The 21,019-nt window shown below is 48.0% G+C and carries 16 protein-coding genes and 1 other annotated feature; of the genes, 13 read left to right on the top strand and 3 right to left on the bottom strand.

Going from position 1 to position 21,019, the window contains the following annotated elements; all coding sequences use genetic code 11:
- Positions 1-163 precede the first annotated feature (163 nt).
- Both KGF65_RS13100 and KGF65_RS13095 read left to right on the top strand, forming a co-directional pair.
- Positions 164-2,215: a beta-galactosidase gene (locus tag KGF65_RS13100; protein ID WP_216748075.1), complete on the top strand. Its 2,052-nt coding sequence runs from the start codon at positions 164-166 to the stop codon at positions 2,213-2,215.
- Between the two features lie 18 nt (positions 2,216-2,233).
- On the top strand, positions 2,234-4,198 hold the full coding sequence (locus tag KGF65_RS13095) for a PTS sugar transporter subunit IIA (RefSeq protein ID WP_213472467.1): 1,965 nt from the start codon (positions 2,234-2,236) through the stop codon (positions 4,196-4,198).
- A 129-nt stretch (positions 4,199-4,327) separates the two neighbouring features.
- Here KGF65_RS13095 and brnQ read toward each other — a convergent pair whose 3' ends face one another.
- Positions 4,328-5,719 carry a branched-chain amino acid transport system II carrier protein gene (brnQ, locus tag KGF65_RS13090; RefSeq protein WP_050338247.1) on the bottom strand — a complete coding sequence of 464 codons (1,392 nt, stop codon included), beginning with the start codon at positions 5,717-5,719 and terminating at the stop codon, positions 4,328-4,330.
- 106 nt (positions 5,720-5,825) lie between these two features.
- Positions 5,826-6,080 (bottom strand) — a binding site (T-box leader).
- Positions 6,081-6,381: 301 nt separating this feature from the next.
- On the opposite strand from brnQ, the gene KGF65_RS13085 reads away from it, so the two are divergent.
- The 3 genes from KGF65_RS13085 (at position 6,382) to KGF65_RS13075 (ending at position 8,937) form a co-directional block, all read left to right on the top strand.
- Positions 6,382-6,630, top strand: a complete 249-nt coding sequence (locus KGF65_RS13085) for an AbrB family transcriptional regulator (protein ID WP_050338248.1) — start codon at positions 6,382-6,384, stop codon at positions 6,628-6,630.
- Positions 6,627-7,028 (top strand): type II toxin-antitoxin system death-on-curing family toxin, encoded by a 402-nt coding sequence (locus tag KGF65_RS13080; protein WP_101874201.1) that lies wholly within the window; start codon positions 6,627-6,629, stop codon positions 7,026-7,028. The genes KGF65_RS13085 and KGF65_RS13080 overlap by 4 nt, the downstream gene beginning before the upstream one ends.
- 172 nt (positions 7,029-7,200) lie before the next feature.
- Positions 7,201-8,937, top strand: a complete 1,737-nt coding sequence (locus KGF65_RS13075) for an AarF/ABC1/UbiB kinase family protein (protein WP_216748076.1) — start codon at positions 7,201-7,203, stop codon at positions 8,935-8,937.
- Positions 8,938-9,121: 184 nt separating this feature from the next.
- Here the strand turns inward: KGF65_RS13075 and KGF65_RS13070 are convergent, their stop codons facing one another.
- Positions 9,122-9,772 carry an MIP/aquaporin family protein gene (locus KGF65_RS13070; RefSeq protein WP_050338251.1) on the bottom strand — a complete coding sequence of 217 codons (651 nt, stop codon included), beginning with the start codon at positions 9,770-9,772 and terminating at the stop codon, positions 9,122-9,124.
- Positions 9,773-10,250: 478 nt separating this feature from the next.
- Here KGF65_RS13070 and KGF65_RS13065 point away from each other — a divergent pair, with 478 nt between their 5' ends.
- From KGF65_RS13065 to KGF65_RS13055, 3 genes are read left to right on the top strand one after another with little or no spacing between them, the layout of a single operon-like run.
- On the top strand, positions 10,251-11,444 hold the full coding sequence (locus KGF65_RS13065; RefSeq protein ID WP_101874200.1) for an ATP-binding protein: 1,194 nt from the start codon (positions 10,251-10,253) through the stop codon (positions 11,442-11,444).
- Positions 11,445-11,459: 15 nt separating this feature from the next.
- On the top strand, positions 11,460-12,824 hold the full coding sequence (locus tag KGF65_RS13060) for a VWA-like domain-containing protein (RefSeq protein WP_101874199.1): 1,365 nt from the start codon (positions 11,460-11,462) through the stop codon (positions 12,822-12,824).
- On the top strand, positions 12,808-13,107 hold the full coding sequence (locus KGF65_RS13055; protein WP_050338254.1) for a hypothetical protein: 300 nt from the start codon (positions 12,808-12,810) through the stop codon (positions 13,105-13,107). The genes KGF65_RS13060 and KGF65_RS13055 overlap by 17 nt, the downstream gene beginning before the upstream one ends.
- 121 nt (positions 13,108-13,228) lie before the next feature.
- Here the strand turns inward: KGF65_RS13055 and KGF65_RS13050 are convergent, their stop codons facing one another.
- Positions 13,229-13,813 (bottom strand): TetR/AcrR family transcriptional regulator, encoded by a 585-nt coding sequence (locus KGF65_RS13050; protein ID WP_216748077.1) that lies wholly within the window; start codon positions 13,811-13,813, stop codon positions 13,229-13,231.
- 932 nt (positions 13,814-14,745) lie between these two features.
- Between KGF65_RS13050 and KGF65_RS13045 the strand changes: the two genes are divergently transcribed.
- The 5 genes from KGF65_RS13045 to KGF65_RS13025 all read left to right on the top strand — a co-directional run bounded on the left by KGF65_RS13045 (position 14,746) and on the right by KGF65_RS13025 (position 20,994).
- Positions 14,746-15,309 (top strand): WxL domain-containing protein, encoded by a 564-nt coding sequence (locus KGF65_RS13045; RefSeq protein ID WP_050338256.1) that lies wholly within the window; start codon positions 14,746-14,748, stop codon positions 15,307-15,309.
- 40 nt (positions 15,310-15,349) lie between these two features.
- Entirely contained in the window at positions 15,350-16,042 is a 693-nt protein-coding gene (locus KGF65_RS13040; protein WP_050338257.1) for a WxL domain-containing protein, read from the top strand.
- Between the two features lie 92 nt (positions 16,043-16,134).
- Complete coding sequence (locus tag KGF65_RS13035) at positions 16,135-17,148, top strand: DUF916 and DUF3324 domain-containing protein (protein ID WP_101874197.1); 1,014 nt, start codon at positions 16,135-16,137, stop codon at positions 17,146-17,148.
- 21 nt (positions 17,149-17,169) lie between these two features.
- Positions 17,170-19,320: a cell surface protein gene (locus KGF65_RS13030; protein WP_101874196.1), complete on the top strand. Its 2,151-nt coding sequence runs from the start codon at positions 17,170-17,172 to the stop codon at positions 19,318-19,320.
- A 321-nt stretch (positions 19,321-19,641) separates the two neighbouring features.
- The gene (locus KGF65_RS13025; protein WP_003640011.1) at positions 19,642-20,994 is read left to right on the top strand and encodes an FAD-dependent oxidoreductase; all 1,353 of its coding nucleotides are present in this window, start codon (positions 19,642-19,644) and stop codon (positions 20,992-20,994) included.
- Positions 20,995-21,019 lie beyond the last annotated feature (25 nt).

Raw genomic sequence — 21,019 nt, 5'->3', positions numbered from 1 at the left:
CGCGAAAATAAAAGCAGTAACACTAATAAACGAAACGTAAATCTTGTTTACTCATATTTAGTAATTATTTTAGTAAAACGGGTTACATTCGGCAATGAAAGCGCTTATCATAAGAGCTGTTAAAGATAAATTGATTAGACAGAAAAGTGAGGGTGCGTTGCAAATGACCAATCCAATCAAGACCACTGAATTTTTACATGGTGGTGATTACAATCCAGATCAATGGCTGGACCAACCCGGCGTCATCAAACAAGATTTTAAAGCATTTAAGCAAGCCAAAATTAATACGGTAACGTTGGGTATTTTTGCTTGGGATAAGTTAGAGCCTTCTGAGGGGCATTATGACTTCAGTTGGCTGGATGAAATCTTTGATCAAGCTGAAGCGCAAGGAACCAAGATTATCCTGTCAACGCCAAGCGGTGCCCGGCCACGTTGGTTGGCTGAAAAGTATCCAGAAGTGTTGCGGGTCAATGAACAGGGCCAACGGAATCAATTTGGTGAGCGCCATAACCATTGTTTTACCTCTCCCATTTATCGTGAAAAGGTGCAAGCCATCAATCGGAAGCTAGCCGAACGATATGGTAAGCGACCGAGCTTGTTATTGTGGCATATCTCCAACGAATACGGTGGTGCTTGCTACTGTGACTTGTGTCAGGCAGCCTTTCGTCAGTGGATTCAACAAAAGTATCAGACCTTAGACCATTTGAATCACGCTTATTGGAATGACTTTTGGAGTCATGATTATACGAGCTGGGATCAGGTCCAAGCACCGTCACCATTAGGAGATACTGGGGTGATGGGCTTAAATCTGGATTGGCGCCGGTTTGTGACTGACCAGACGATTGATTTCTTTGAATCGGAAATCCAACCGCTACGTGAGCTCACACCGAACGTACCAGTTACGGCCAACTTTATGGGTGGCAATCCATCCGAGTCACACGTCTTCTACGACTTGGACTATCAAAAATTTGCTAAGCATGTCGATATTGTTAGCTGGGATTCTTATCCGAACTGGAGCAATGGCTATGAAAGCACCGCGCACTTAGCTATGAAGACTGCTTTGATGAATGATACGATGCGGAGCCTCAAGCATGATAACTACCTAATTATGGAAAGCACGCCATCGCAAGTCAATTGGCATCCGTACAACCGGGCCAAACGTCCTGGCATGCACGAAATGGGCAGCTTGCAACAGATTGCCCATGGCGCGGACTCCGTCTTATATTTCCAACTGCACCAATCATTGGGAGCTTCTGAAATGTTTCACGGGGCAGTCGTTACCAATCGTCGGGGAACTAAGACTCGGGCCTTCAAGGATGTCCAACAAGTGGGGCAAGATTTGCAACAGCTACAAGCGGCGCACGCAACGACGCGTTCGAGGGCGAAAGTCGGCATCGTTTTCGATTACGATAACATGTGGGCCCTGGATGATGCGCGCAATTATGCCAATGAGACCAAGCAATATTGGCGGACGATTCAGGAACATTATCAATATTTCTGGGAACATGACATTCCAGTCGAAATCCTCGCAACGACTGATGATCTATCCGCATATGACCTCATCATCGACCCGATGCACTTTATGATGAGTGCGGAATTTGCGGCCAAACTAAAGGCCTATGTTGAACAGGGTGGACACTTAGTCAGCACCTATATCACAGGCGTTGTTGACCGTGATTTCTTGGCCTACCAGGGTGATGGGTTAGCCGATTTACAAGCAACCTATGGCCTCAAGGTACAAGAAACGGATACGTTATATCCGCAACAGCACAATGCATTAACGGCCTATCATCAAGCTTATCAAATCAATGATTACTGTGATGTGATTGAGACGACGACGGCCGAGACGCTGGGCACTTACCAAAAGGATTTCTATGCCGGCACACCCGCAGTGACTAAAAACACGCTTGAAAATGGAAGCGCATACTATCTTGCGGCTCGAACAGATACTGACTTTTTGGCGGCCTTCTATGAACAATTGGCGATTCAACTTGAACTCAAGCCAAGCTTACCAATCACCAAAGCAACGCCAAAAGTCGCGATTCAAGTTCGCGAGAATGCAACGGAGCGCTATTATTTCGTGATTAATTTTAGTCACCAGCAGACCACTGTGACGTTGGCTCAACCGTTACACGCTGTATTCAGTGACCAATCGATACAGGGAGAACAAGCACTAGCCGGTTACGGTGTTCAAGTTTACACGATGCCAAAATAAATAAACGGGGTGAAACTAATGGAACAAAATGTGGAACAACAACCAGTGACGAAGAAGAAGCTGTCATGGCGCCAAATCAACGAAGGCGTGGCGTTTGGACTTGGTAATCTCGGTCATTCGGCCTTTTATGGCGCGTTAAGTACGTACTTTATCGTGTTCGTGACCAGCGGGATGTTTAGCGGGGTTGCACCGGCCATCGCCAATCGACTGATTGGGCTAATTACCGGATTAGTCGTTGTGATTCGGTTAGCGGAAGTCGTCGTCGACCCGATTCTTGGGAATATTGTTGATAATACCGAGACGCGCTGGGGCAAATTTACGCCGTGGCAAGTGATTGGGAGTATTGTTAGTTCAGTCTTATTAGTCGTGATCTTTTCAGGTATTTTTGGCTTAGCCAAAGTTAATTGGATTCTATTTGCTATTGTTTTCGTAATTTTATTTATTATTCTAGATGTTTTTTACTCATTAACTGACGTTTCATATTGGGGCATGGTTCCCGCAATCAGTGAAGACAGTCACGCCCGTGGGATTTATACCGCATTAGGTAGTTTTACTGGGACGATCGGGTGGAACGGCCTGACGATGGTCGTCGTACCGATTACGACTTACTTTACCTTTATGGCGACAGGAAAGCATACTCAGGGTCCTCAAGGTTGGTTAGCGTTTGCTATTATTGTCGGGATTGTGGCGATCCTGTCAGCGTTATGTGTGGCTTTTGGAACGAGTGAAAAACACAATGCAATTCGAGAAGCCGCTAAGCAGAAGACGACGATCAAAGGCGTCTTCATGGGAATCATTAAAAACGATCAGATCATGTGGGTCAGTCTCGGCTATCTGTTCTATTCTTTAGCTTATGTGACGACTAACGGTGTCTTGTTCTACCTCTTTAAATTTGTGATTGGGAAGCCCGGCGAATTCTGGATTGCTGGTGCCGTTGCAACGGTGATTGGCTTTGTTACCTCGCCACTATACCCAATCTTGAACCGGTTCATTCCACGGAAAGTCCTGTTTGCACTCGGCCAATGCTCAATGATTTTGGCTTACATTATCTTTATCGTGGCCCATACTAATTTGACGTTATTGATTATTGGGTTGGTCCTCTTCAACATCAATTTTGCCCAACTCGTCACGGTATTATCGATGACGGATGCCATCGAATACGGACAATTGAAGAATGGTAACCGGAATGAAGCCGTTGTCTTAGCTGTACGGCCAATGCTCGACAAGATCACGGGTGCCTTTTCCAACGGGATCGTGGGTGCGATTGCCTTAGTTGCCGGGATGACTGGCAGCGCCACTGCCGCTGATATGACCGCCAGCAACATCCACACGTTTGAATTACTGGCCTTCTACTTACCATTGGCTTGTGCGATTTTGTCATTACTCGTCTTCATGTTCAAAGTAACGATTACGGAGAAAAAACACGCTGAAATCGTCGAAGAACTGCAGACGAAGCTCGCAACTGGTGAAGTCGCGGATGCACCAGCGACGGTCGCAACCGTTGACGATGCACTGACAACGAAAGTATTAGCACCTGTCAGTGGTCAACCGATGATGCTTGAAGCGGTCAAAAACGGGAATCAAGGTCAAGGCTTACCAGGCGTTGGTTTTGCCATTCAACCAAATGATGGCCGGCTATACGCACCGTTTGACGGGACGATTCGGTTCACGTTCTCGACGAAACACACACTCGGAATTGTTTCTGACGCCGGACTTGAAACGATTATTCATGTCGGCTTAGGGACGGTCAACCTTCGTGGCGCTGGCTTTACGACTTATTACCAAGACGGTCAAGTTGTGCATGCGGGGGATCTACTGATGACTTTTGATTGTGACCTGATCAAGCAACATGGCTATGATGATGTCGTCGTCACTTTCTTCACGCAACCTGGGCGAATCACAGCTCGGACAGATGACTGGCCAACAACGATTCAACATGGACAGTCAGCGATGAAAGTTACCCTCAAACCAGAACCAAAATAACCCCTACACCCCAAATGAGCCCTGCCGGCAAACGCTGACAGGGCTCATTTCATATTTAAAAGGATTTCATCAAATATCGCACCAAAGTTAGTTTAAAGGCGCAGTTGCAATTATCAATCGCAACTAAATCTAATGTTTAACCGGCAATTCCATACCCATGCTGGCCTGATTTTGCCGCGTGACGAGGTAATGAACGGTCCCGAAGACGGCGCCGACTAGTGCAGGTACGAGCCAGTCCATTCCGCTGCTGGCTAGTGGCAAGTAGCTTTGGACGTGTGCCATGGCTTGACCAAAGGCACTTTGGCTAACGACTGCTGGAAACGCTGCGACCATGTCGAAGACGGCGGGAACAACGGTGAAGACGACGACCCAGACGTAAACGACGCGTGACTTATGGAAGAGCGGCGACAGGATGGATAAGAAGATCAAGGCCATCGCGAGTGGGTACAGGAACATCAAGACGGGTGTGGACCAGGCGATGATTTGATTGAGTCCGACGTTCGCCGTCAAGAATGAGGCGAGGCAGGTGATGCGTAACCAAGCTTTGTAGCTCAAGAAACCGAAATGTTTATGGAAGTCTTGGGCAAAGGCGGCGACTAAACCAATGGCGGTCGTCAAACAGGTCGTGACGATCAAGACGGCTAATACGGCCTGCCCGACTGTCCCCATGTAATGATTGACGATTTGGTCAAAAGCGACGCCACCATTATCTGATAATTTGAAACGACCGAGGGATTGTGCGCCTAATAAGATCAATAAGACGTAGATCAACCCTTCAAACGCCATTGAGAAGAAGCCGGCGCGGGCAGTCACCCAGGCAGCCTTGTTGGGATCCGTTTGGCCCATAAAGTTAACGGCCGTGACGATGGTGACCCCGAGTGCGAGACCAGCCAGGGCGTCCATCGTGTTGTAACCTTGCAAGAAACCGTTGGTGAACCCGGCACTCTGGTAAGCTGCGGTGGCAGTCGTGCTGCCAGCATGTGCTAAGGGACTACTAAAGGCGACGGCGAAGATTACCACGAGCAATAATAAGAATAATGGATTTAATAATTTGCCGACGCGGGCCATGATCTTGCTTTGCTCAACGGAGAGGTAGTAAGCCAGACCGAAGAATGCGGCTGAGAACAGCAGGAGTGCCAGTGATTGGTACTTGGCTGGGAAGAATGGCGCTAATCCAACGGTGAACGAAACGGTGGCCGTCCGCGGTGTCCCGAAGAAGGGCCCAATCGTGAAGTGAATCAGGACCATGAAGACGACCGCAAAAGTTGCACCGAGAGGCCGACCGATATCGTAGACGCCTTTTGATTTAGTGACACAAACGGCTAGAACGGAGAGTAACGGTAATAAAACGGCCGTTACGAGAAAGCCCACGGCAGCCATGCCCCAGTGTGAACCAGCTAATTGGCCGAGATGTAGCGGAAAAATCAGGTTACCAGCCCCGAAGAATAGGGCAAAAATCATTGAGCTTAAAGTGACATAATCACGTTTGGTCAAGTTGCGTTTTTGGATACGATTTAGCATAAAATCAGCACTCCTTTGTGTATTCGGGTCAACGATTGCTCGTCATGACGCCTTTAAAAAGTTGCGATTAACCAAAAAACGCCCTGATATCTGAGTTAGACTCAGAAACCAGGACGTTTTTACACGTGTTACCACCTTAGCTTTGTGACCGCATTGCTACGGACACCTCAGAAGGTACGGCAAGTGACCGGCCACTTGCGATACCCGGGCTCAATAATGGGAGCAACCAACAGCAACTAACGAGACGCTCGTCACTGCCACTCAGAACTGATTTTCAATTAGCTAGTCGTGATGTCATTTCACCAAGCTGACACTCTCTAAACACTGCCAGGAAATTTACTTTGTTCGTCAACGTGTTTGTTAACCGTTTTTTAATGTGGTTCTAACTTACAACCGTGAAGATTATTTGTCAATCTTTTTTTGAAAATTGATTGGAAAATGTCTTAGGGATACTGACGGGTCGCGGATTGTGGGCTGGGAGGGCTGGAGAGACGCGATTGGCGCCGCTGATTGGCACATTAGAACCTCAGATTATCAGGCGTTATTGGCAGTTGTCGCTAAGTTAGTAACTTCAACGTACAGGGCGTGGTCAGTGACATAAAAATAAGAATGTGTGTACAACATGCTATAATGTACACACGAAAATACGAGGAGGATTATCGATGAGCGAAAACAATTCAGATCACATCAAAATGTTCAAGAACGGCAATTCATTTGCTTTCCGGGTGTCTAAAAAAGACCGGGAAGCGCTAAACGCCACGAGTGAGACTAGTTTTGAAAAAATTGTTTCCCCTGACGGCCGGGAAATCACATTTCGCAAGGTAGCGGATGAGCAGACCGACCTGTTAGCGATGGCCGACCATATTCTGGACCAACACGGCGACTTATTGAAACGACTGGAGGACTTATGAGATACCTAAATAAGCAATTCCTCATTGACCTTAACCAAGATATTATCAAGCGTGCCGATAAGAAATATGGCGGTGTTCAGTATTCGCAGGGGCTTGAAATTGTGATTGAACAACCGCAACAGGTCTTGTTTGGCAAGGAATTGTATCCTAATATCTGGATCAAGGCCGCGTTTATGATTCAGAAAATAACGAAGAAGCATATCTTTGTGGATGGTAATAAACGGACCGCGTTCTTCAGCGGCATTATATTTTTGTACGCGAATGGCATTCAATTGAGTTATACCGATGATGAAGCTGTGGCGCTGATTCTGGACGTCACGACCAACCCCGACACGGATGAAGTGATGGTGGCGTTAGCGGAGTGGCTGAAGGCCCACCAAGTCCCCAATGAAGCTTAAATACTGAAACGCTATTCGCTACAAACTAGTGGATAGCGTTTTAAAATTGATTAATGACCACCGATAATCAATGTGCGCTAATTTTTTGTGAAAAAAACACGTTAGCAGGTGCGGAATCGGCTGGAAAGTTGGATAATAGCACTATCAAGTAATTTGTGAGGAGGAACCGCCGATGACGACTAGTGACGAACAGAAGCCGCAATGGCAAGTGAATCAGAACCGCCACACGCGTTTCCGGACGATCGTGAGTGTGTTGCGCAAGTACAATGTGCTGAGTAATCTGGCTCGTCAGAAGAATCCTGACCAGGTTCGCGCGGCATTCGAAGAACTGGGACCCACTTTTATTAAAATCGGGCAGATTCTGTCGTCACGAACGGATATCGTTAAGCCGGAGTTCGCCAATGAATTCAAAAAATTGCAGAATAATGTTCGCGCCGACGATTTCGACGTCGTCCAACAAACGATTGAGCGGCAGACGGGTAAGCCAATCGATGAAATGTTCGCCCAATTCGATGAGCAGCCGTTTGCATCCGCATCAATGGGGCAGACCCATCACGCGACCTTACTGAATGGTCAAAAAGTGGTGGTCAAGGTCCAGCACCCGGGCATCGATGCCGAAGTGGCACTAGATATTTCGCTGTTCGAACGGGCCTTACCACTGTTGCGCTACATTACGGAATCGTCGGTTGTCGACATGCAGGAAATGGTGGCGGAAATCAAGCGGTCGCTGTTTAACGAACTGGATACGAGCATTGAGGTCAAAAACGGCTCACGCTTTTACCGGTTGAATGACGGTGATGATATCATTCGCGTGCCGCGCGTCTACGGCAAGTACAGCACGCAAAAAGTTCTGGTCAATCAGTACATGTCAGGCACGACGATTCAACATTTCATGGCTAAGGTCCTGGCCGCAGATGAAGCGGGTGATCATCAATACGATGAAGAGCGCCGCTATCTAGCGAATGTGCTCGTCCAGAACTTTCTCAAGCAAGTGTTCCAAGATGGTTTCTTCCATGCGGACCCGCATCCTGGTAACATCTTGTTACGCGAGCTGCAGCCGAGCGATATCGGGTACAATGACACGGTCCCACAGCGCGTCGGTAAGCTTGGTAAACGCCAACTACCGCCGTATCGCCTAGTCTATTTAGACTTTGGCATGATGGGCGAAATCAGCCCGGCACTGATGGCGGGGATTGCGAATGTGGTCGTGGCCGTCACGACGGAGGACACCCATCAAGTCGGAAAGGCGATTTTGGCCATTTCCAATCGAACTGGCGCAGTTGATGAGGAAGCCTTCTTCAGTGAGCTCGCGCCGTTTTTGAGCCAATATTATAATTCGGGTTTGGGCGACATTGACTTTCAAGGGTTGTTATTTGAGATGGTCAAGGTTTGCCGGAGCAATAACATTCAGATGAATCCAGCAGTCACGATGCTAGGCAAGGCCTTTGGGACGATTGAAGGCATCGTTGAAACCTTAGACCCGACCTTGTCGATGATGGATGTGGCCCGCCCATTTGCCCGCAAGTACATTCGCGAAAACTTTAATCTACGCAATGAGCTAGAGGACGGTTTGTTGGCCAGTCTGCAGAGCTTACGGGATGCGCCCAAGATCCCGTCGCGCCTGCTGTCGGCTTTGGATACCTTTGAAAACGGACAGACCCGCGTTAACTTGGTGTTTTCACACCGCAAGCTATTCATTGACCGTATCGATTCAATGGTCAATAAAATCGTGCTCTCAGTGATTTTAGCCGCACTGATCGTCGGGTCCTCGTTACTCGTCCAGAGTCATCCGGATAATAGCTGGATCACGAACATCGGGATTTTCGGTTATGTGTCGGCGGTCGTCGTGATTATCGGCCTGCTGATTGGGACGCTGCACTCGTGGTATACCCATTGGCGGCGGAAATAGGCAAGTTTAGAGCCGAATGCGGTCTAAGTCGGCCTTGCTTGTGGATGGGCTCAATGGCAGGCAGTTATGACGTCATTATGGTAAACCAGTGTTTCAGCCGATAAAAATTAAAACTAAAAAAGTGCGGCCATGATTTCAATGACGAAATCATGGCCGCACAGTCGTTATCGGTCAATTAAATGGCTTAGTCTTCTGAACCCATGACGCGGGCACAAAAGGCAGCTAAGATGGCACCAACTTCTGGTGCTAAGATGTAGACCCATAGGTGTGATAAGGCGCTACCACCGGCGAAGATTGCGGGACCAATTGAACGGGCAGGGTTCAAAGACCCACCGGTCAAGTTGAGGGCAACGATGATCAGGAAGGCCAACGTTACACCAATCGTCAAACCGGCGAAGTCCGCGTTACCATGGTCGTTGCTGGTGACGTTCAAAATCACCAGTAAGAACAAGAAGGTAACGAGTGCTTCAACGAAGAAGGCCATCCCACTACCGATTTTTGGAAAATCAGTTTGTCCGAGTGACGTTGCGGATAAGCCTAACGCGCTGACGAAGGACTTAACAGCTGCGGAAGCGACGATTGCCCCAATAATTTGGGCGATGATGTAACCGACCGCGTCGGCGGCATCGATTCGGCGATTGATCAACATCGCGGTCGTTACAGCCGGGTTGAAGTGGCCACCTGAAATACCACCAAAGGCATAGGCGGAGACGGTGATGGCCAACCCAAAGGCTAATCCGATGGCGAGGACGTCACCCTTGGCGATCACAACGGTCGCGGTCCCTAAGAACACTAACATAAACGTGCCGAGAAATTCGGCGAGATACTTGCGCATATTTGCACACTCCCTTTTGGAATAATTGCTAACCTAACCTATTTTACAATAACTATCGGCTAAAACGAGGCTTTTTGCTCAATTAATGGCAACTTGCCGTAAGTTTTTGATAATTATATTTATTAGCTGGTTATATCCTTTGCCTTGATGTCATGGGATTTTGAGAAGTTTTCAGCGGATTTCAAAACCCGCATATGAAAAATTTGTTGTTTGCCAGCGATAATTACCACTGGTCAGTATGATGAGACACTGACCTAACGTGCTGTAACGGTTGATATTCGGCATGCAAGATACTTAGAACGCGCCAATTTCTCAGTTTAAAAGCAGTAGCTGTGACCCAGTTCCAGAAGTCGACAAACGAACAGCTAGCCAAATCAAAAATACGATTCTGTTCTATAATAGTAACGACAGTAGTTGCTAGCATTAATGAAAATCATTCAGTTTGTTTCACGTGAAACAGTAAAGGAAGGTTGAATTCATGGCGTTATCGTATCAAGCATTGTTAACGGCAGTTCCGGTGGTGTTAAAGGCGGGCAACGTGCCCAACATTGTCGGTGAAGCGGGCATTGGTAAATCAGCGCTCGTCGCGGATGTGGCGCGAAAGCTTGGGGCAAAACTATTTACGACGGTCGTCAGTCTTTCTGAAAAGGGCGATTTAGCGATTCCAGTGCCGCCGCTAACGAGTGACTCGTTTATTCAGACGCAACACTATGGTCAATTGGCGGATGTCCAATTTGGCTATTCTCACACGCTGATTGAAATCATTCAATACGCCGAAGCCCATCCGCAACAGCCAATCTTATGGCTGCTCGACGAGTTTAACCGTGGGACGCAGGCAGTTCAAAGTGAATTGATGAACCTCGTTTTACAACGTACGATCAATTCGTTACGGTTGCCTGAACAGGTCCAACTGATCCTTGCCGAAAATCCCGATGCCAGTATGACCGGCTTCGAACAGAGCACGTACGGCGTCGTTGCGGGGGACGCGGCCATCAAAGACCGGACCGTCCGTTTAGTGATGCGCGCGGACCCAGCGGACTGGCTAGCTTGGGCGCAACGTTCTGATGAACAGCATCAGCGGCCCAATATTCATCCGCTCGTCCAACAGTTTATTAGTGAAGATGTGACCCGCCTCAACCAAACGGATGTGCAGGCGGACTTAACGGCGACGCCCCGTGCCTGGGAACGTGTCTCAGCCAACCTATATGAACTCGAACAGTTGCCGGATGACCAACAAACGCTCGTCGCACTCGATATTTTTCAAGGTGATGTCGGCGCGACACTGGGGCTGGCCTTCTATCAATTTATCGAGCAGCAAGCCATTCACGTGACGCCGGCGATGCTGTACGAGGCCCAACCCGTCGGTGCCGTGGTCCCTGCCCCAGTCTTGAAACAGTTCACCGCGATGAGCGAGCTGCAAAAGAGTACGGTGCTGGCGAGTTGTTTGCAGCTGACGGCGACTTATCCGTTGACTGATGACCACAACGCCGGACGGTTTATGCAATTATTGCAAACGCTCAGCCAGGATGGTCAGTTCGCCCTGGTCCAACAGATTGGCCATCAGCGTGAGTTACTAAAACAGCTCTATACGGCCAACGTTGCCAAACAAAGTCCGTACGTCACGGCACTATATCAATATTTGCAACAAGTCGCGAGTTGGTCGAATCAATAGAAGGGGGTGCGGGCGATGCTGAATAACGCCGCGGAATATGCCAATTGGCGCCAAACGATGTTGACGACCGCGTCAACCCATCCGGCGCAGGAAGCTGCGACAATGCTCAGTCGTGCCATCATTGAGTTATTGGCGACGGACCAGTTTTATGGCGAATTGCTGACGCGCTTGCCCCGGCAACTGAATACTGAGTTGACCGCGCCGTTTGCCTTAAGTTGGGTGAACAATCAGCTCCTCTTACAGTATGCCCCGCAAGCCTTAGCTCAGACGTTTACCCGGTTCGACCAATTACAAGCCGGCCTCAAACACGTCGCGTTGCACGTGGTATGGCAGCATCCATTGCGTTACCGCAATCAAGTCGCCACGCAACAACGACTCGTGACGTTAGCGACGGATTTGGCCGTGAATCAGTATGTGAGCGGGTTGCCCGCAACGGCGATTTCGCTTGCCCAGATGCAGGCGCAGGTGCCCATCACGTTACCGCAACACGCGGATTCGGGGACTTATTTACGATTATTGCGCCAACAACAGTCAACCGATCCAGAACGGCCGAATGCGGGCCAGACGACTCAATCCACACCACAAGGGCCGCAACACCGCCAACCAAGTACGGGCCGGGAGTCGCTGCCAGCTACTGGCGCCATTGATGATACTCGTCAATGGTCGGCAAGCGGCCAGTTGACGAACCCTAATCTGGCGCAATCACGCCTGCGCCAACTAGCCAAAGACGCGTGGCAACAAACGACTGAAGCCGGTCGGGGCTTGGTTGCGGGCCACGTCGCCGCACAATTGGATGTCCTTAGTCAGCCGGCACAAATCGACTGGCGGCAATTATTAGTCCGAGGATTAGGCCAAATTCCGAGTGGCAAGAAGGCCTCACACGCCCGCTTTAATCGGCGCCAACCTGCTCGCATGGAATTGCCCGGTCAGATCAGTGATACTCGTTTGGATTTACAAGTCTACGTTGACCAGTCGGGGTCCATCAGTGATGCCTTATTACGCCAGTTGTTGGCCCAGGCCGCCACGTTGACACAACTGTTAACGGCAACGATTACGATCAAACCGTTTGATGCGATCGTCCAACCAGGTCAAACGTATCAGGTCAGTTTTCCACAACAGGTGCGGTTTGCTCGCCATGGTGGTGGGGGAACGGCCTACCAGCCGATTTTTGACGACTTGGCCCGGCATCATCAAACGGCTGCGACAACGCTGGCGCTCATCTTGACGGACGGTCGGGGTGAGGCTCAGATTGACGCGCATCATTTTACCAATGTCATTTGGTTATTGGCGCGGCCAACTGACAAGTTATCGATTCACCCCGTCGTTGGCCAGGTCGTTAATTTGAATTTAGGAGATGATCCCGATGGCTCAGCCACTTAATCCAGATGATATGCAATCATTATTGACACATGACCGCCGTTATCAGCGTGCGGCCGCAATTCTTCACGACCAGTGGCAACGCGTCTCGGCGGAAGAAGACCTCGCTTATCGCCAGCAGATCACGGTCGACGATCTACGGTTTGCCAAGGCGTTACTAGCTAGTGAAACGCTGACGAGCCCCTTTGACTTCGACCATTACGCCGGTGCCCAACAACTGCGCCAGCACTATGGTAGCCAGCTGACTAGCGCCGCGCAAAATTGGTTGGTTCAGAAATATGTCTGATAATGTTCAGTTTACTGGCCATGAATGATTAACAGCAATCAATAGGATAAAAACGTAACTACTAAAAAACACAGCTTTCCCATTCATCGGATAAAGGCTGTGTTTTTAGTAGGCGCAGTTATTAACGCGCTAAAAATTGGCGCCAAGCTTGTTCACGCAGCGTAATATCTGGGTGAGCGCCCTGACGAAGACGAGTTTGGAGGCCAATCCGGGCTTCGAGTAAGGCCTGGGCAAGGGCAGTGCTGGAGGGCGTGTTGATAATCTGCTGACTCGCTTGACCCTTTAAGATGACGGCTGACATCAAGGTCAAGTAATCATTATAGAACCAATCAACGGCTTGCTGGACATCCGTATCAGTCGTCCCGAATTCAGCGACCGCGTTGGCCATCAGATCACCAGCTGGCTGGTCAGCGTTAGTTAAATCACGGCTAAACAGCATGCTGAGCACCGTCAACGCATCAGCGCCACTTTGTTCGAGCTGTTGCATCGCTTGCGTACAGCTTGTGAGCGTTTGTTGATGGTAGCGACTTAGCGCGCGGAGGTAGAGCGTATGCTTGTCACCAATGGCATTATAGAGACTTTGCTTTTTGACCCCACTAGTCGCGACGATTTCATCCATCGACGTGTGGTAGTAGCCTTGTTGCCAAAATAAAGACATAATTTTTTCAATAACTTGATCATCTTGAAATGTTTTCTCAGCGGGCAAAATCGAGGCCGCCTTTCTGGTTAGAAATAAGTATTTCAAGTATACCATAGCCGGATTAGTGATTTGGTAAATATAATTGAACGGCTAAAATCGTTTGCTCAAAGGGACTTTACTGTTTTGAAATTGGATTTTAATTGAGCACAATTAGTTGCATTTGGAAATTAAATAAAATTAGGGTTATTAAATCGATTACATCAGTTTATAAATTGAAGATAAGTTAAACAAACGGCGTAGCGTTGCGGGACTATTCCAAATTGATATAGCAGTTCAATAGTTATAAATATCAGAACTTTTACCTAATGTTACTTCTCATTAAAGTCTAACAACAATATAATGTTGATGACTTATTTAGTTAAGGCGGGTAACTACTAGCGATTATTTGACCATAAATGGCAGGCTGAAAAGCTTGATGTTAAACTGATTGCAGTAGTTTATATCAAAATATTTGTATTCGTCATAATATTAGAAACGGCTCAGAGGTCCGTTAAAAAGGCACTTTTAATCAATGATTAAGGGGCAACATTAATTGACAGCGATTCCAATACCATGATATATTTTCGTTGCTGATAGGGTTACTCACAACGATTCACTATTAGTACCAAGAGTTAATTAGATTAATCAAACGTCAGTCAATTACTGGAAAGGAGTGGTCGTATCAAATGGCAATCTGGCGGATTAATAATCGGGCTCAGCCAACTTATTAGCATTCCGGTGCTGGCTGATACCCAAACTGGAACTTACCATTTAACGGTCACTTCTAATTCAGGTGTGACTGGCAATCCCGTCAAAGGACCGCTACAAGGAATCTTACCGCAGATGAATGAAGTACAGCAGTGGATTCTACTCGTTATCGGGGTCTGCGGACTAAGTTTGTTAATATTCTTAATTCTAATCTGGTGGCGCAACCGTCAAACAATAAAGGAGCAACCAAAATGAAAAAATATATTGGAACACTTGTTGCAGGCATGACACTTATGGCAGGCTTACCACTCGTTGGGCAAGCAGCTGATAAAACGACTGAAGCACAAGTGAAGTTGGAACAAGATGAAAATAACAAGGACATTACGTTAGATGAAGCCCCAGCCTTGGATATGGGAACGGTTACAATCGATAACACGACGCAAACCAAGACTGCAGACGCGGTCACAGGTAGTGTGAAGGTGACTAACCCCGGTAATACGGATGGCTGGAGTGTTCAAGTCGCGGGCTCCAAGTTTTTAAATGGCAGTCAGGAATTACGGGGCGCCGCATTAACATTCAAGAATGCCAGTGTGACGGCTGATGATGAAGCCAACGCTTCTAAGAACCCAACCGCACCCGACGTAACGGTGAACGAATCTAACCAAATGATTTTAGGCGCCGTTGCCAATGAAGGAATCGGTAAGTTTACGAGTGCTTATGCCAAGACGGACGTTTCCCTGTTAGTACCTGCTGGTAACTCAGCTGGAACTTACACTTCTACGCTGACTTGGACATTAGGCAACGCCCCTAGCTAATTAAGAACCAATGAACCAAAGGAGAGCTGAGGTGTGACCGATGAGAATGGGATTGTTGGTGACAGGTCGGTTACTAATGGTGGCCGTTAGTGGGCTGATTATTAGTAATTGGGGCTGGAGCGTGACAACGCAAGCTGCAGATAGACAGTCACAGGTGCAGGTTAAGTTGACCCCGTCGGACGATGACGACGCAGTTTCTCCGGTCGATCCTGATGATCCCAGTAAGCCATACCCTGGTGATCCGGCAGATGAAGGTAACGTGACCGGAACAGGCTCACGGGGCAAGTTAACCATCGATTTCGTCAGTAATCTTAAGTTTAAACCCGTCACGACAGCTGGTGGACCCGCTACGGTGACGGCACAAAATGAGCGAGCGATGATTCAGGTCACTGATCGGCGTGCATCGGCAGCTGGCTGGACACTACAAGTAACGCCCAGCCCGTTACAAAGTGGTCAGCAGCAGTTAACGACCTCGTTGAAGTTAGGCAGTGTCCAACTCAAACCGGGAACGGGCAATGTCAGTGCCGCCCCGAACGTGGTCAACACCGGCGAGCTCGTGACAGGTATTGCGAACAACGTCGTCACTGCCCAACCGCAATCGGGCTTAGGCACGTGGTTAGTTATTTTGAATCGGGGCGATGAACTGACACAACTCCAGATTCATGACCGGCAACTCAGTGCGGGTGATTACACCGGTACGTTAGCCTGGTCATTAAACAATGCACCTAGTTGAATGGTTTGATTGAAGCTGCTACTCGTCAAGAATGGCAGCTTCAATCATACATAGCACGTCACTTACCGTTGAAAAAAGGAAGGGTAACCCATATGAAAAAAATATTTTGGCAGTTAATGGCAGTTGTTGCTGTGATTGGGGCCGGCTGGACGATGCGCGCTCAGGCCGACGATTTGAACTATACGGTTCAAGCTGATTTGCCTAACAATCAGATCAATCAAAAAGTCTCTTACTTTGATTTAAAAGTGACCCCAGGCCAAAAACAAAATCTGACGTTGCATATTAAAAATAGCGATAGTAAAGAACACCGCTACACCGTCTCACCTAACTTAGCGGTGACGAATGATAACGGGATCATCGACTACAGTCAGGCCAACGCGAAGGCGGATGATTCACTGAAGTTTAACATCAAGACTGCGCTTTCCAAGAAGCAGGTCGTCACGGTGCCTGCTAAGTCGAGCCAGGCAGTGACCATCCAGCTGAATATCCCTGAAAAAACATTTAAGGGTGTGGCACTCGGCGGGATCAACATTGTTCAAGAGTTGAGTGGTAAGAAGCAACAGGCTAGTAGCGGGATGGCCATCAATAATCAGTACGCCTATGTGATTGGCCTCCAGTTACAAGAATCTGATAAGACGACTATCAAGCCGAACATGAAGTTACATTCCGTGAAAGCCGAACAACGCAATTACCGGAACTATGTCTCGGCGAACTTGCAAAATGATCAGCCGGTCATCATGCACGGACTTAAGATCAAGAGTTACGTGACTAAGGCCGGGAGTTCTAAGAAAGTGTTAACGACGAACAAAGAAAACATGTCGATGGCACCGAATAGTAACTTTAACTTTGCAATTGGTGATGGCAACAAACAGCTCAAAGCTGGCAAGTACACGTTACATTTAACAGCGACAGCGGATAAGGGCAAGTGGCAATTCACTAAGAACTTCACCATTACGGACAAGACGGCTAAAGCACTCAATGATACGGCTGTGACCGAAAAACAAACGAACTATTTCTGGTGGTTTGTGGCACTCGGTGTCGTCATCATTGCCCTATTAGGCGCAATTATCTGGCTACTATTGAAAAACCGCCGCCGTCAGGATTAACTAGCGAGAGGAGTTTTCAACATGTGGAAGGGACCGAAACAAATACTTGTTGCATTAGCGGCATTAACCGGGTTATGGGCCGGGACCGCCCAGATTCAAGCTGCGGACGAAGCGTCGTTAGCAACGGCACCGTCTGGCTTGAATCAGTTGGATAAACTCTTCACGCTTCCTGCCGCATTCAATAGCGGGGTGACGAATAGCGCTAGTATCGCGAACGTCACTAATGCCAGCTCGCCAAATACGCAGGCGATTCAAGTGATCAATGGCAAGAAACAAATGGGTGGCTTTTGGTCAAATGATGCCAACCGTTTTGACATTAACAAGGATGCCACCTTCAAGATGTGGCTATACTTGGGGTCATCAACGAGTACCAGTAAGGCCGGTGACGGGATGGCCTTCGTCTTGCAAAATGATCCGAACGGGACGACGGCTTCTGCCAAGGTCAGTTCATCGAGTATTATTGGGGAGACCCTCGGCGTGTGGGGCGTCGATACCAATAATAAATTACAGGATGGCGATGAGTTTGCCAAAACTGCCATCCAGAATAGTTGGGCCTTAGAGTTTGACACCTATACCAATACATCGACTGGTTATAGCGATGCGGGTAAGGGTGACGCCTTTGATAATGGGATCAAGAAACAACATATTGCGACCGGCTACCCGGGTAGTGCGAGCCAATATATCAATAATTCAGTCAAGAGTCTCGATATCACGGGGATTATCTGGTCAACGCGGTACTTCTTTACGCAGACTCACCATAATTTAGTCACCAACATGACGCTGGGTGACAGTAAGTGGCACCACCTCGTAATGAACTGGAATGCCGCTAGTAAGACGATGACTTACACGTTTGACGATGTGAATCCGGACGGCTCGGCAACTGGTGGTGGCTTTACTCAGAGTGAAGTACTCGACACTAGCAAGTTCAACAGCAGTGATGGCTTGATGCGCTGGGGCTTCATGGGCGCGACTGGGAGTAATTCCGGGAACAACATGGTCGTGATCGAGAGTGCGCCTAATCTCGTCGATGCGAGTGCGGCGGTCAAAGTGACGGATAAAACTAAGAACCGCGAAATCACGACCGGCAGTCAGCTAAAGGCTAAGCACAAGGTCCAATATGACTATCAACTCACGTATCAGAGTGGCCAATTAGATTGGGACAATATCACGGCCGAGCTGAATTTGCCGAAGTACGTGACGTTTGATCGCGCAAAAGTGACGTATGCGGATGGCAGCGAACAAGCCTTGACCGCGCCAACTGCGGACGCCACTAAGGTCGACTATAGCTTGAATAAAGCCTTGTCAGCCAGTCAGAAGACGGCGACCATCACGCTTACCGGGACGGCCAACGATGTGACGGTCAACCAAAATACGACGGTCACCAGCGCGACGTTCAAGAATAAGGTCTTCGAGACGTCAACTGAGGCGCCGGATTATCTGATCACGGTCGACCAGCCGATGGGGATTTATATTCGAAACAATCCTTACACCGTTGCTAATGGTGAGGATGTCACGATCAAAGGAATCGTGGCCGTTGAAAACTCCGAACAATTGACGAACGATAAGGTGACGTTACATCCCACGGTCAATGGCCAAGAAATGCCGACGGTGCAGATGAGTAACGACGAAGAATCCGGGTTCTTTAGCTATAAGATCAAAGCCAGTCAGTTACATGTCGGCAATGATAATAAGCTTGAGATCTGGGCGTCAGACCCTTATGAAAACGAGTCGCCAGTCGGTGTTGCCAATATCACGGTGACCGGTGGTGAATTGAGTTTTAAGAGTGTCTCCAAGAACAGTACGTTCAAATCGATCACGCTTGATGGGCAAGCCCAAACCACTGATCGTGAAGACGACTGGCAACTGGTCGTCCGCGACAGTCGTGGTAAGGGGTCTAGCTGGCAATTACAGGCAAGCGCGACTAACTTCAAAACGACGGGTGGTCAGACGTTAGCGGGTGACGTGCTCTTCCGCGAAGGTGATAAGACAACGGTTCTGAATAGTAACGGCACCGTAATTGACAGCCATACGACGACCAGTGATAATGACGATTATGACGTCTTATCTGACTGGACGAGTAAGTCGGGTATTCTGTATAGGAGTAACGCCGGGGCCGTTCCCGGTTCATACACCGGTGACATCACGTGGACGTTGACGGATGCACCAAAGTAACTAGTGGTTGGTGAATAAAAGAGAAGATGAAAGCTCTTACAAGTGAACGCTTGTGAGAGCTTTTTCTTATCGTTTGATGATTAGTTTAAGGGCAGTCATGATTTTTATTAACGACCCCTGTTAATCGAATTAATAAACGGGTTAATTCCCATAAATGCTGTAATATCGGCAATTCGTTATCACCTGATTAGTGAAAAAAGTGCGTTTTTTGCGTGTTTTTGGTTGCGTTTTCTTTTTCATTTAGTACAATGTAATTGTTACCAAATACATGTTGCACAAATATGATTGTGAATATAAACACATTTAAGGAGCGCGTTTAATATGAAAGTTATCGTAATTGGTTGTACTCATGCCGGAACTGCTGCTGTAAATCAAATCTTGGCGTCAAATCCAGAAACAGACGTCACGATTTATGAACGGAATGACAATGTGTCATTTCTCTCCTGTGGGATTGCCCTCTATCTTGGTGGCGAAGTTGCCGATCCACAAGGGCTCTTCTATTCCAGTCCAGAACAATTAGCCAAATTAGGCGCGAATGTTCATATGCAACATGATGTGACCGACGTGGATACCGAAAATCATGAAATTACCGTTACTGATTTGAAGACCGGCGAATCCAAGAAAGATCATTACGACAAATTAGTTGTCACAACTGGTTCATGGCCTGTAATTCCACCAATCGATGGTATCGACAGCCCGAACGTTTACCTCTGCAAGAACTGGACGCATGCCCAAAGTTTATGGGAAGCTGCCAAGCCAGCTAAGCGCGTCATCGTTATCGGTGGGGGCTACATTGGGACTGAATTAGTCGAAGCTTATCAGAAGCAAGGTAAGGAAGTTACCTTAATCGATGGCTTACCACGGATTTTAAACAAGTATTTAGACAAAGGCTTCACTGACCGGGTCGAAAAAGACTTCGTTGACCATGGCATCAAGATGGCCTTAAATCAAATGGTTAAAGGCTTCAGTGATGATGGCAAGGAAGTTACCGTTAAGACTGACAAGGGCAGCTACACCGCTGATATGGCGATTCTATGTGTTGGTTTCCGGCCAAACACCAGCCTATTAAAGGGCAAAGTTGACATGAACCCGAATGGCTCCATCAAGACGAACGACTACATGCAAACATCTGACCCTGATATCTACGGTGCCGGTGATTCCGTTGCGGTTCACTACAACCCAACTAAGAAGGATGCTTACATTCCATTAGCCACTAACGCGGTTCGTCAAGGGACTTTAGTTGGTTTGAACATCTTTAAGCCAACCCGGAAGTACATGGGGACGCAATCAACTTCTGGTTTAATGTTATTTGGCAAGACGATCGTTTCTTCAGGGATGACCTTGGAACATGCTCAAGCTGAAAAGGTACCTGCAGAAGCCGTTACCTTTGAAGATAACTATCGTCCAGAATTCATGCCAACCACGAAACCAGTTCTGATGCAATTGGTTTACAACCCAGAGACGCGTGAAATCTTAGGGGCCCAATTCATGAGTGAACATGACGTTTCACAATCAGCCAACGTAATCTCAGTGATGATTCAAAATCACAACACGATCGATGACTTAGGCTTCGTTGACATGTTCTTCCAGCCAATCTATGACCGTCCATTCAACTACTTGAACTTATTAGGCCAAGCAGCCATCGCTCATGCGGCTGAAAAAGTGACTGAATAATTGAATTAAACGAGTTATTTTGACT

The sequence above is a fragment of the Lactiplantibacillus sp. 30.2.29 genome (assembly GCF_018991255.1).
Taxonomy (GTDB): Bacteria; Bacillota; Bacilli; order Lactobacillales; family Lactobacillaceae; genus Lactiplantibacillus; species Lactiplantibacillus pentosus.
The sequence above is the reverse complement of the archived record's forward strand: the minus strand, read 5'-3'. Positions and strand labels throughout refer to the sequence as shown.